This is a genomic window from Hymenobacter sediminis, assembly GCF_003231285.1.
Classification (GTDB): Bacteria; Bacteroidota; Bacteroidia; order Cytophagales; family Hymenobacteraceae; genus Hymenobacter; species Hymenobacter sediminis.
The window spans coordinates 271283-285316 of the sequence record NZ_QKNS01000001.1 but is presented as its reverse complement, the minus strand read 5'-3'; the positions used below and the strand labels follow the sequence as shown (position 1 = coordinate 285316).

Annotated in this window: 6 protein-coding genes and 1 pseudogene; 6 read left to right on the top strand and 1 reads right to left on the bottom strand. The window is 54.6% G+C overall.

Annotated elements, in window-relative coordinates:
- Positions 1 to 193: 193 nt before the first annotated feature.
- The 6 genes and pseudogenes from DNI29_RS25295 to DNI29_RS01200 all read left to right on the top strand — a co-directional run.
- Positions 194 to 1711 (top strand): annotated as a pseudogene (locus DNI29_RS25295) (PA14 domain-containing protein); the annotation flags it as partial.
- 99 nt (positions 1712 to 1810) lie between these two features.
- On the top strand, positions 1811 to 7267 hold the full coding sequence (locus tag DNI29_RS01220) for a cadherin-like domain-containing protein (protein WP_238387971.1): 5457 nt from the start codon (positions 1811 to 1813) through the stop codon (positions 7265 to 7267).
- A 141-nt stretch (positions 7268 to 7408) separates the two neighbouring features.
- Positions 7409 to 8374, top strand: coding sequence for an NAD(P)/FAD-dependent oxidoreductase (locus tag DNI29_RS01215; protein ID WP_110976247.1), 966 nt, complete (start codon positions 7409 to 7411; stop codon positions 8372 to 8374).
- A 252-nt stretch (positions 8375 to 8626) separates the two neighbouring features.
- On the top strand, positions 8627 to 11140 hold the full coding sequence (locus tag DNI29_RS01210) for a DUF5686 and carboxypeptidase-like regulatory domain-containing protein (RefSeq protein WP_110976246.1): 2514 nt from the start codon (positions 8627 to 8629) through the stop codon (positions 11138 to 11140).
- Positions 11141 to 11343: 203 nt separating this feature from the next.
- Complete coding sequence (gene galK, locus DNI29_RS01205) at positions 11344 to 12513, top strand: galactokinase (protein ID WP_110976245.1); 1170 nt, start codon at positions 11344 to 11346, stop codon at positions 12511 to 12513.
- Between the two features lie 362 nt (positions 12514 to 12875).
- Positions 12876 to 13151 carry a hypothetical protein gene (locus tag DNI29_RS01200; protein ID WP_110976244.1) on the top strand — a complete coding sequence of 92 codons (276 nt, stop codon included), beginning with the start codon at positions 12876 to 12878 and terminating at the stop codon, positions 13149 to 13151.
- A gap of 73 nt (positions 13152 to 13224) precedes the next feature.
- Here the strand turns inward: DNI29_RS01200 and DNI29_RS01195 are convergent, their stop codons facing one another.
- Entirely contained in the window at positions 13225 to 14028 is an 804-nt protein-coding gene (locus DNI29_RS01195; RefSeq protein ID WP_317048742.1) for a cyclase family protein, read from the bottom strand.
- Between the last annotated feature and the right edge of the window lie 6 nt (positions 14029 to 14034).

The following is a 14034-nucleotide window of genomic DNA, read 5'->3' as shown; positions in this document are numbered from 1 at the left end:
ATAAAATATCAACTTTATAACATTCTCAATACTAGAATGGACGAGCTTACTATTCATCGAGAAAAACCACGATTTTAACTAATTAAAGCATGCTCCCTGCGCGTGTGTGAATAGATTTGCCAGAATTGTAAAATTCTTCCCAACAAGGGAATATGGTAAAGCTTTCTTTTTCACACTCCAATTAATACAGTAAATGAAAACAACCTTACGGATTTTGGGGCTCTTACTGGCTTTAGTGCCGTTGGGAGCCTCATCTGCTTGGGCACAAGCTACTAGGAGGACACTAGAATTCTCTAGTTCCAGTTATAGTGGTAGCTGGGTCAACAGGGCAGCTACCGCAGTTCCGGTTGGCTCTTCTGTTACTACTGTTAGTAGCACGTATAACGTCAATAGCAGTAATACTATTTTGGGGGATCCTACTACTACTGATGGACGTTATTCTTTTAGCACAGGAGCGCTCAATAGCGTCACCTCTCTTATTTGGAGAGCAAATTATCCAAGTGGCTCTAATAAAACGTCTAAGGTAACTTTCAACTTCAACCGCCCTGTTTCAAACTTTGAGGTCCAGATTCAGGATCTTGACAGATCTGATAATACTTCCACCAATCCTAGCTTCATTGATGAAGTAATCTTTGAAGGAGCTGATGGCAGTGCAGCTGTTGTTCCAACCCTAACCCGTTCAGCTGTAACAGCTGGCACTATCAATGGCAATAAGGCTACTGCTAATACTGCTAACCTAGCAACTAGCACCAGTACCATTACAGCTTCTTTTGCCAGCCCTATTACCAGCTTCACGCTAACTTATAGGAACGCTTCCGGTATTGTCGATGCGGCAAATCAAGCTATTGGTATCAATAGCCTGTCGTGGGATAGCGCGCCACCAGTAGCTAATAATGTTACAAATGCGACGACTCTTGCCAGCACAGCGGGTCAAACGGATATTGACGACTTTAATGCTACTTTAGATGGTGGCACAGTTAATAACTACACCATTACACAAATACCTCCCTCTAACCAGGGTGTGCTATACTACAGCTCTAATGGTACCACTACTGGTACCTATGCAGCTGTAGCAGCCGGGCAAACCCTTACGACGGCTCAGGCAACTAACCTCAAATTCGATCCAGCTTCGACCTTTGCGGGCGGTAACGTTCAGTTTCGCTATACTGTAACTGATAATACCAACCAAACTTCAGCCTCTGCCGCCACATTCACAATTCCGATTGCTACCATTGCTGCACCCATCAGTTGCGGTGTTTCATATTTTGACAATACGAACTCTTACAGCGGCCTCACGGCGGAATACTACACGGGTAACTTCAACGATGATCTGGGATTCTTCAACAACAATACGCCCAAACTAAAGCGCGTAGATGCCCAGGTAAATTTTGCTACTGCTACTTTCGGTGACTTGGTAACAAGTGGCGCAGCAACTGGTTCAGTTGCTGACCCTGATAACTTCAGTGCTCGGTACCGTGGCAGCATATACATCGCTACAGCTGGCCGCTATACGTTCGATGTTTACTCGGACGATGCCAGCTACATGTGGATTGATGGAGATGCTTTGCAAGCTGTTCCCAGCCTTAGCACAGCCATTGTGAATAACGCAGGTGGTCACGCTGCTCAATCGGCCCCGATAAAAGTAGCTGTGAATCTCTCGCAGGGATTACACAATATCTTAATCTTCTACGGGGAGGGTGCAGGAGGTAATACAGTTGAGCTTCGCTACGTTTCTGGCCCAACAGGGATTACTGCTAATTCTGTAGTACCGAGCTCTGTACTCTGCGCAGGCCGCGCAAGCTTGCCTCCGGTGGCCAATAATATCACTAACTCGGCTACAGTGTTGAAGAATGCTAACCAAGTAACTCTTTCTGCACTTAACGCCTCAGATCCTGATAAGGATGGCAGCATTGCTTCTTACCGTATAGCAAGCTTACCTACAGCCGGTACCCTGTACTATAACAATAATGGGACCTACACGGCTGTTACTACAGCCGGTTTAGTACTCACTCCTGTTCAAGCTAGATCCCTCCGCTACACAGCGTCAGGCACTGCAGGTAATGTCACCTTCACTTACGCTGCTACGGATAATACCGGCATTGAGTCGAATAACACAGCTACTTACACCATTGAGGTAAAAGAGTTAGTGGTGGCGGCTAACAACGACAGCAATGAGGTACCAAAGAATACAGCCGTAACAGGTAACGTTATTCTCAATGACCTAGAGCCAAACTATAGAGCGTTAACAGCGGCGATTGTTACCAACCCTACTCGTGGCACGGTAACTATGAATGCTAACGGGGTATACACTTATACTCCGCAAACCGGCTATACTGGCGCTGATAGCTTTACGTACCGGGTCTGCAGCAGCGTAAACGCATCATCGTGCGCTACGGCTACCGTTAACTTACGGGTATATGATCCAGGGGCTGCCTGTACTTCATCGACGGGTACCAATCTGCTCATCAACCCTGATTTTACAGATGGCAATACAGGCTTTGCGAGTGATTACAACTACGTATCGCCTACAGCTAATGCTGCTACCACAAACGGTAATCAGGGCTTGGTTCCCGAGAATACTTATGCGGTCGATGCTAATGCTAATTCGTACCACGGCACCTTCCGTGGCACTGACTATGATGGCACCGGTAAATTTCTAATGATTAATGGCTCAGCAACTATCCAACGGATGTATGCTCAAACCATTACAGTCGAGCCGAACCGCTACTACACATTCTCCGCTTACTTCAATAACCTGCTGGCCCCTGGTAGCAACAGCGCCGTACCGGAAGTAGGTTTCGCTATCAACGGAACTGGCGTATCTAGCACGCTGCAAGTGCAGGAATCCCCGGACCGGTGGGTACGCTATTCTAGCATTTGGTACTCAGGTAACAACACCACGGCCATTTTCGAAATTCGAAACGTGTCAACTGCCGCTGGTGGTAACGACTTGGGCATTGACCACATTTACTTTGGTACTTGCAACGTAGCGCCTATTGCCAACAACGACCTGCAGACTACACTGCCTGGCACAAATATTACGTTCTCGGCCATCAGCAACGACGTGGACGGTGATGGAACGCTAAACAAAGCTTCCGTTAACCTTAATCCTTCTTCGTCTACTCGCCAGACCACAATGACTGTTTCAGGAAAAGGCACCTTCACCGTGGACGACAACGGTAGCGTGACTTTTGCTCCTGTAGCTGGCTTCATAGGCACAGTATCGATTCCTTACACCGTTCTCGATAACGATGGTGCAGCCAGCAACCCAGGAACACTATCGGTAACGGTACAGTATCCTCCCACAGATTTAGTTACTACTATTTCTGCCAACCCAAGGACTAGCGTTACTGCCGGACAGTCATTGACGTACACCGTGGTTGCGACCAATAATGGACCCGCTATTGCCTCTAACGTACAGGAAACACTACAGCTGCCCGCCGGCTTGACTAACAACGGCAACGCTGTAACATTCACCATTAACGGCACAGCTAACACTTCTCCGAGCTATAATAATGCAACGGGGGCAGTGACTTTCCCAGCTATTGCTACCCTTGCATCAGGAGCAAGCACAACATATGGTATTACGGTAAAGGCGCCCGGTGCAGGACCGATTACTGCAGTAGCTGGTATTGTAGCTAGTAACTCTGAAACCAACACATCTAATAATACTGCCAGCACCACGGTGGCTGTATCGCCGGTATATGATGTGGCCACAACTATCACAGGTCCAAGTAGTGTGGTGACTGGCAACTTGGCAACCTTCACGGTTACCACTAGCAACCGATCAACTACCGGAGCTCTTTCTACTGCCCCTAATGTGCTGCAGACTGTACAGATTCCGAAAAATCTAACCGGTGTTTATGCCTCTAACAATGGCAATTACGATGCCGCTACGGGTATCGTAAGCTTCCCGGTATTGGCAGCTCTACCTTTAGGTCAGACGGTAGTGAACACTGTAAGCTTCTCTGCGACAGCAGGCTTCACAGCTACAGCATCAGCTACAGCGAACTATACTGTAGCAGGTACTACCAACAATGTAGGCGACCTTGCTTCCACGAACAACAACCAGACGGCTACGGCTACAGTCGTTACGGCTGCCACAACAGCTAAAGCAAACATCACGGCTACTATTACAACTAGCACCCCCACTGCAACTCCAAATGGTACGGCTAGTGTAACGGTTCAGGCGCTAAACAATGGTCCAAGTACAGCAACTGGCGTAGTACAGCAGGTAAGTTTGCTGCCTGGATTGGCAGTAGGTTCTACCCTTACGGGCTTGCCGGCTGGTGCTACTTATGATCCAAACACAGGTGTTGTCACGCTGGCTACTGCCTCTCTTGCTAGCGGCGCTCAGCAAACCGCTACTCTGCAATTCACCTTGCCAGCTAGTGGTTATGTGTTAGCGGCTACTAACGTAAGCACAACGACTTCTGACCTGGTGATGGCCGACAACGCGGCTTCTACCCAAATTACCATTGGCTCGGTAACGGATGTTACTACTGCTCTAGCAGGTCCTACGTCGGCTTTAGCAGGTCAGCGAGTTAGCTATATGGTGACGACAGCTAATAATAGCGGGGCTGTAGCTAACAACGTAGTGCAAAGCGTGAGCATTCCTGCTGGTCTGACTGATGTCATTGTTTCTAACGGTGGTACTTACAATGAAGCCACAGGGGTAGTAACGTTTACCTTAAATAGTGTACCAACAGGTAGTCAGCAAGTAAATTCTATTTCCTTCAGTACCTCTAGCACTGGCAGCTTCTTAGCTACAGCAAGCGTAAGTACAACGACTCCAGAAGGCACTGGCACGGCTACCACCAACAATCGCGCTACGGTCACTACTACGGTACAGCCTTCGGTGGATGTAGTAGTAAGTGTAAACGGCCCAGTCACGGCAACTGTATTTAGCCCAGCCACATATGTGGTAGTTGCCACAAACAACGGTCCTAACACAGCTGCATCAGTTACTCCCACTCTGCAACTACCTGCTGGCTTAACAGTTATTTCGAAGCCCAGCTCAGCGAATTACAACAGCACTACAGGCCTTGTGACATTTGCAACAGTGAACGACTTGGCCGCTGGCGTGAGTAACGTAAACAGCATTACTGTAGTAATGCCGGACGTAGCTCAAATGACAGGTTTGGCACAAGCTGCTGTAACTGGTACTGCTGACCGCAACGAGGATAATAACCGTGCAAGCACTACCACTCCTTCAACTACCCCTACCGACCGGGTAGCTGATCTAAGAGTAACTTTAGGTAGTTCGGCTAGCAGTGTAACCGCTGGTCAGTCAATCACACTCACAGCTACCTTCGCAAATGGAGCTTTCGATGCTGCTGCTAACGCGGTACCACAGCTTAGCTTGCCAGCTGGCCTGACCATTACTAGTGGAGATATCTCGAATGGCGGCAGCTACAATGCAGCTACGGGTCTAGTTACTTGGCCGACTATTAATTCAATGGCAGTTAATGCTTCGGTAAACTATACCGTAAAGCTTACAGCTCCCGGCATTGGCCCAGTAGTAGCTGCTGCTTCGTTTACTTCTGAGACTTCTGATCCGGTAGCTAATAACAATGCTGCTACAACCAGCGTAACCATTACGCCGCAGGCCGATGTAGCAACGGTAGTAAGCGGTCCTACGGTAGTAGCAGCGGGCAGTACTGTAACGTATTCTGTGGTAACACTGAATAATGGGGCATCACCAGCCACAGCTGTTGTACAAAAAGTAACATTGCCTGTTGGGGTAACTGCAGGTAACCTACCAGCGGGCGCGAGCCAGAGTGGCAACACTATTACGTTTGCAACTATCGGGTCTCAGGCAGCTGGAGCAGCTGGGGAGGTAACTAACACCTTCACCATCACGGTACCTACTACGGCTTATGCTATAACGGCTAACGTTGTTACTAGCACAACAGAGTCTACTACAGGCAACAACAGCTCCACGGTGAACAGCACAATGTTTAATCAGCCACCAGTAGCTCAAAACATTGTTAACAGCTTGCAGACACCGCAAGGCAATACAGCTGGTCAGCTATTCATCACGGAACTAGCCGCAACGGATGCAGACGGCAGCGTTAGCACTTATGCCATCAATCCGGCCTCTTTACCTTCAAGCAACCAAGGCACATTGTACTATAATAATGGTGGGACGTACAGCGTATTGCCTACCACTGGTGCTGCCATTCCGCTTACTCCGGCCCAAGCTAGGACGCTGAAATTTGATCCGGCCGCCGATTTCAGGGGCAATGTGTTCTTTACCTACACTGCCACTGACAATGCCGGCAGCACTTCCATCCCTGCCTTGTACACGCTGCCAGTAGGTATCGATAATGCAGCTACTTACTCAGTACTTCCAGCAAAAGGAGGGGTAGCTCCTTATGCAAACAATGATGTTCTGGCTTATGTAGTTGACAACAATGGGGCTCTCTATACCAATGCAGGAGCAGTATACGATGCAACCACTGGTAACCTTAACAGTGGAGCTCGCAACGGTTTGCCTACTTTAGGTAATACGAATGCTACCATTTCGGCTGCGGATCGGACCTTGCTCAATAACGCAGGTATCGATCTGAACTCCACCACAGGACAGTTCTTTGTTTCGAACCGCGCCTTACTGCGCCAGAACTCGTACACGGTGAGTGTAACCACCACTGACCTGTATGGAGGCGTGACCACTCAGAATGTGACCATCCCTGTTGGTGCTCGTCCCTTGCCGGTGACGCTGGTTTCGTTCACGGCTCAGGCGGCCGGCGCAGATGCCAAGCTGCTCTGGCGCACCAGCCAGGAGCTCAACAATGAGCGCTTCGTCGTCGAGCGTAGCTTCAACGGCACCAGCTTCCAGGCCATTGGCCAAGTACAGGGCCAGGGCACCAGCGCGCAAGCGCATGACTACGCTTTCTCTGACCGGGGTGTTGGTTCACAGGCTGCTGGCACGGTCTACTACCGCCTGCGCCAGGTGGACACCGACGGCACCTCCTCTCTGAGCCCCGTGCAGGTCGTGCGCTTTGCCAAAGCCCTGACAGCAGAGGTAGCCGTGTATCCTAACCCGACCTCGAACACGGCTGACACCCGTCTGGACCTGTCAGCTCTGCCCGCCGGCACCTACCGCGTGCTGGTGACGGACATGGCCGGGCGCAGCGTGCGCAGCTTCACACAGGCGGGGGGCACCAACCAGTCGCTGGACGTGCGCGACCTGCCGCTGGGCAGCTACCTGCTCACGGTGGAGGGCAACGGCCAGCGCTTCACCCAGCGCTTGGTGAAAGAGTAACCGACTGCGGCTGCAGCCGAAGCAAAAAAGCCCCTTCTCTCACGAGAAGGGGCTTTTTTGCTTTATGAGCTTGTTTGAGTAAGAGCCCAACCTAACCCCAAACAGAAAATGCCGGTATAGTCAGACGCAACTATCCTTACTATGTCTACCCCTCGCACTCCCCGCCACCGCCCCCCGGCTCAGCCGCTTACCGATGTTGATGTCGCCATTATCGGGGCGGGTAGCGCTGGCCTGAGCGCGGCGCTAGTGCTGGGGCGCTGTTTACGCAAAGTAGTGGTGCTAGACGGCGGCGCCCCCCGCAACACCCCCTCTCCTGCTGTACAAGGCTTTTTCACTCGCGACGGCACTCAACCGGCCGACTTGCTCCGTGTGGGCCGGGAGCAACTCGACGCGTATGCTACCGTCGAAATTCGGGAGGCCCGGGTAGTAGGGCTGGCGGCGCAGGGCAATTGCTTCGAACTGACGTTGGAAGGCCCCACGGGCCGCACCTCTACGCTCACGGCCCGGAAGGTGCTGTTGGCTACGGGGGTGGAAGACGAGTTGCCCCCCATTGACGGCATGCGCGAGCTGTGGGGCCGCGGCGTGTTGCACTGCCCGTACTGCCATGGCTGGGAAGTGCGCGACCAGCCGCTGGCAGTGTACGGTAGGGCCAAAATGGTGACGGGTCTGGCCCTGCTGGTAAGCCGATGGAGCAAGGATGTAGTTGTATGTATTGACGGGCCAGGATTTCTGACCCAGAATGCCCGACGCCGTCTGCGCCAGCAAAAGATACAGGTTCGGGAGGAGCCGGTTGTGCGGCTGGAAGGCACTGCCACCGGCGAGCTGGAACATATCGTGTTTGAGTCGGGGGAGAAGCTGGCGCGCACGGCCGTGTTCGTGCATGCTCACCAGCACCAGCGCAGCACCCTAGCTGAGCAGATTGGGTGCCGCCTGACCAGCAAAAAAGCCATTTGGGTTGATAAAAAGCAGCAAACCACAATACGCGGCCTCTATGCCGCCGGCGACATTACCCCTGGTACCCAACAAGCCATTCTGGCCGCCGCCGAGGGTAGCGCCGCCGCCATCAGCATCAACGAAACCCTGACGCGGGAAGAGTGCCCGAAGTAGCTTGCCCTAATGCCTACCCCCTTCTGGAGTTAGAACCATCTGATGCAGTAAGAGGAGATACTATATAGCGCAACGATACCAAGCTCTGCGCGAGCTGGTACAGGCCAACTGACTTGACGTTTGCAGCACGGAAGGGGGTAGGGTGGCAGGGCAGCGAGGCCGACAACTTTGAGGGCGGTGTGCCCTTCGTGCGACAGGAACCAGTATCTTGTTAGCGAACCTGCGCCTAAGTGCCCGTATAATTCGTGTTGTATGAAATCAGTGTCTTCGCTGCTTTGTCTGCTCTTGCTACTGTTGGGCATGCCGGTGGCGTGGGCTCAGCGTGTGGTATTTAGCGGACGCGTGACGGAGGCCGCTACCGGGCAGGGAGTGCCCTTTGCCTCCGTGTTTGTGCGCGGCACCAGCCAAGGCACTACCGCCGACGATAACGGCCGCTACCAGCTGACCGTGACTGGCTCCATAGACACCCTCGTAGCCTCAGCCATCGGCTTTGCGGTTCAGAAACGTAAAGTAGCCCCTCTTCCTGCTCAGCAAACCGTCAACTTCAGCTTGGGCAGCGGTGGTGTATCCTTGGGGGAGGTGGTGGTGCGGCCCCGCGAAAACCCGGCTTACGTAATTCTGCGCCGGGTGCAGCAACACAAAGCCCGCAACGATAAGCGCAACCTACGGGCCTTCGAGTTTGAAAGCTATAACCGCACCGAAGTTTCCCTCAATAATCTGCCTGACCAGCTTAGCCGCCGCAAGGTGCTGCGCCAAATGACCCAAGTAGCCGATAGCCTTGGTGTTTCGCGCGATGCCAACGGCAAGCCCGTGGTGCCCATTTTTGCTTCTGAGGTTCTGTCGCGCTTCTACCAAAACAACGAACCCCTGCGCAAGCGCGAGGAAATTGTGCGCACCCAGATGCGTGGGGCCGCGCCGCGCGAAGGCTCAGTGGTGTCGCAGATTATGGGCTCCTCGTTTCAGGACTGGGACTTTTACCGTAACTGGCAGCAGCTGTTGGGTAAAGACTTTATCTCGCCCATCGCCGACGGCTGGAAGTTCACCTATGAATATGAGCTGCAGGATTCTGTGATGCTTGGCTCCGACTTCTGCTACCAGATAGGGGTAGTACCCCGGCGGCCTCAGGACCTGGCTTTCACGGGCACCATCTGGATAACAGCCGATACCTATGCCCTGCGCCGCCTCGACCTAACTGTAAGTCCGGAAGCCAACCTCAACTTCGTGGAGCAGATTCGGGTGTACCAGGAAATGGCGCCTACCCCCGCGGGTGGCGAGTTGCCCCGCCGCACACGGGTAGTTATCGGCATCAAGCCCACTAAGGGAAGTACGGGCGTACTGGCCCGGTTCACGACGGTCAATTCGGGCTTTGTGGTGAATCAGCCCAAGCCCCTACCCTTCTACGACCGGCCGCTGGAGACTTTGGCGTCGGCATTTGATGGACCCAAGGACTTTTTCGAGCAAAACCGCCCCGATTCCTTGAGCCGCGAGGAGCAGGCGACCCTGATGGTGTTGGACTCCGTGCGCCAGTTGCCCGCTGTGCGCTCCTTACTAGAGCTGGCCGACGTGGCCGTGAATGGCTACTACCGCGTGGGCAAAGTGGACCTGGGCCCCATCCTGACGGCGTATAGCTTCAATAGCATTGAGGGCCACCGCTTTCGGGTGGGCTTCCGGACTACCCCCGAGCTGAGCCGTGATTGGCTGCTGCGCACTTACCTAGCCTACGGCACCCGTGATGGACGCTTCAAATACGGCGTGCGAGTGCAGCGCGTGCTGGAGCGTCGGCACTGGACGGTAGCCAACTTCGAGCACCGCAGCGACCTGGACCAGGTAGCTCTCCTCGACAACGACTACGCCCTGGAAAATCCGTTGTTTGAGGCCTCGGCCCGCCTGGGTAATATCAGCAGCAGCCGACCCTTGCGGCGCGACCTGACCACGGTGGCCCTGCAATCAGATTTGTTTCGGGGATTTACCCAGCGCGTGATGCTACGTCACCAGCAGTTTCGGCCGCTTTACCCATTTGCCTACTACACCCAGGAAGCCCGCCCCGGTGCCCCTACTAACAATCAGTTCGACTTATCGGAAATAGTGCTGGAGTCGCGCTACGCCCGCGACGAAGTGCTGGTAGAAAACAACCAAAACCGCCGCACAGCCATCGGCCTGAAGCGGTGGCCAGTGTTTACGGTACGCTATACCCTGGGCGTCGATCAGGTGTTAGGTTCCGATTTTCGCTACCAAAAGCTTAATCTGCTCATCGACCAAAGCATCCGGCTGGGCCAGTTGGGCCGCACCGACTACCGCCTTGATGCGGGCTACATCCCGAGTACGGTGCCCTACCCCGTACTGAAAACTCACCTTGGTAACCAGTCGCCGTTTTATAACTCCGGGGCCTTCAACCTGATGCGCTACTTCGAGTTCGTGAGCGACCGGTACGTAGCCTTCCGGCTGGAAAACCAGTTTGATGGGTTTCTGCTTAACTCCTTGCCGGCCATTAAGCAACTGAACTGGCGCCTAGTAGCCACGGGTAACCTATTGTGGGGCAGTGTGCGGGAAGCCAATCGGCGCATCATACCGCAAGAAGACCCCGTGAGCGGCGGCCCCCTACCCTCCTTCCGACCCCTAGGCCGTGCGCCTTACGTGGAGGTCGGCTACGGAATAGAAAACATCTTCAAGGTTGCGCGGGTCGATTTCCTGCACCGCCTCACCTACCGCGACAACCCCGGCGCCCGCACTTTCGGGGTAAAGGTCAGCTTCCAGTTTAAGCTGTAAGACGAGGCCACGGGGCTGATAACATCAGAAACGTGTCCTCTCTACTACTCAATTTACCCACACGCCCTACCCTGGCCGCGAGGCCAATATTATTCAACAGCAAAAACCAGTCAGTTCTCGTACCAGTATCCTACCCCAGGAAAGCGCCACACCTACATCACGGCGCGGCCCTACCTCCCTGATACGCCACAACCTCTTCTGCCATGCTGTTAGCTCACGCCATTGCCAACACGTTCCGCCAGCATTTCCAGGGTGAGCCCCTAATGGTCCGGGCCCCCGGCCGCGTCAACCTAATTGGCGAACATACTGACTACAATGCGGGCTATGTGCTGCCAGCTGCCGTTGACAAGGAAATCTTTTTCGCGGTGGCACTCAACCAGACCGATACCATTCGGCTGGTAGCCCATGATCTGAACAAGAAGTTCTCGGTGGCCGCCGAAAGCGTGCAGCGCAGCAACACAGGTTGGGCGAACTACCTGCTGGGGGTGGTGGCCCAGTTCCAGCAGCGGGGCATCGCCGTGCCGGGCTTCGACTGCGTGTTCGGGGGCACCATCCCGATGGGGGCGGGCCTTTCCTCCTCGGCGGCGGTGGAGTGCGGCCTGGCCTTTGCCCTGGATCAGCTGCTGGGCACCCAGCTCGACCGCCTGACGCTGGCGCAGATGGCCCAGAAAGCCGAGCACGAGTTTGCCCTGGTGCAGTGCGGGCTCATGGACCAGTTTGCCAGCCTCTTCGGCCGCCAAGGCCAGGTCGTACGCCTGGATTGCCGCTCGCTGCAGTACGAGTACTTTCCCTTTGACACCACTGCCGCCCAGGTCGTGCTCTGTAACTCGGGGGTGAAGCACTCCTTGGCCAGCTCCGAGTACAACACCCGCCGCCAGGAGTGCGAGCAGGGCGTGGCCGTGCTGCAACAGTACGAGCCCACTATCCAGAGCCTGCGCGACGCCACGCCCGAGCTGGTGCGGGCCCATGAGCAAGAGCTGGGCGACGTCGTGTTTCGCCGCTGCCTGTATGTGGTGGAGGAGAACCTGCGGGTAGAAGCCGCCGGGCGCCACTTGCTGGCCGGCGACTTGGCTGCTTTCGGGCGGGAGATGTACGCCTCCCATGCCGGGCTGCGCGACCTCTACGAGGTCAGCTGCCCCGAGCTGGACGTGCTGGTGGCCGCGGCCCAACAGGCGCCGGGCGTGTTCGGGGCCCGCATGATGGGCGGGGGCTTCGGCGGCTGCACCATCAACCTGGTGGCTCCCAACCAGGTCGAGGCCTTCATTGCCCACCAGACGGCGGCCTACCAGCAGCAGCTCGGCCTGGAGCTGGAAACGTATACTGCCTCCATTGTGGCTGGTGTGGGTGAATGGATAGCGCCGACAGCTGAATAGCAACTACCTGATCAGCTGATAAGTAGAGGGGATTTAAAAAAATAAAGACCCAAGCACAAAGAGTTCGCTTTTGCCCGTTTAGCCCGCAGGCCTATCGTTTTTGCCTTCAGCAAAGAGTGGTTTGTACGATGATAAGGATATCCTTGCTTCTCATTATTTTATGGTTATCCGATAGAACAAACTACCTAGATGAGGCGTTGGACAACCAACAAGGCCCGGAGGTTTCAGACTTGTTTGGAGGCTGTACCTTTGGCATATTGAGCGCATCATAGCAGCTCTCTTCCTCACCAAATGGCGCATGAGTTATCCGGCTGTGGCCGGTTTGTAACAGGTATGCGCCGTTTTTCCAGCCCGACACACTTATGCCTAAGTACGAAGTTGCCAACCTGACCCTCGCAGAGGCCACCCGTCATGCTCCTTTCATTGACTACGCCCGCTGCATCGATGCCAGCCAGCGCCCCTACAACCACGTAGGCGACTGGCCCGAAGAAGGCCGCCTCTACCCCGTGCGGGTAGTTGACTCCCGCACCGAAGGCATGCCTCTGGTCCATGTACTTGGTTTTGAAGGCGAAGCTCCTTACTACAATGCCTACGGTCCGCACCGCTTTGAAATGCTGCTGACCGTGTGGCTGAACTAAGCGTTGTTTCTCTGTAATTGCCCGAACGGCCTCCGCTACCCCAGCGGAGGCCGTTTGCTTTTTAGTCTCCTTCCTACCCCTGCGTAGAGCGCAAAGCGTACAGAACTGGCTTGCTGGGGCTGGCATCCAGCTCTAAGCTCGTAACCTGCAGGTTCAGCAGGTAAAGCCCATCTTCAACCTCATCGGGCACGAAGATCAACTCCGTAATGGTAGCGGTGGTGCGGGTGGCGCTTGGGTACTGCCAGAACGCATGGTGGGCTAGTAGTTGGCCTGCGTCCTCCTCGCGGTCCACACTAGGCAGGTCCAGCAACAGGTGCTCGATGTGGTGGTCGGCCAAATACTCAGCCAGGGCAGGCTCTAGGTAGGTGGGGTTGGTGCCGGAGTACTGCCGATTGCGCTTGCTTTTGTGGTTGGGCAGGGTGCGCAGGATGAGTGCTTCGGGCCGAATGCCTGCCTCCGGCCCGCCTTCCAGTTCCCGCCGCACATCTTCCAGCAGTATTACTTGGTCGCCATTGGGCTGGGGCCGGGCTTGCACCGATACCAGCCGGGCCACGAACAGAAACCGACGCAGGCAGCGGTTAAGGGTAGCCTGGGGGTCGGCAGAAATATGACCGTAGCATTCGGTGTGGGTGCCGTTGCCGTGGGGCGTTACGTGTACACGCTTGTAGTTGGTACTGCCGCCTTCTGCCACACTCCCCACAAAGCTACCCACTCGAATGACATCAAACTGCACCGGCTCTGCCCAGAAACAATTTACCTGCTGCTCGCCCGGGGCTAGGGGTAGCGAAATGTCAAGCGGAGCAGCGGGGTCAAAGGCAAACGTGCGGCCCTGGTAGGGGTAGGTGGCAAGCATCTGATGGATGAGGCGAGTGGTCAAGTGAAT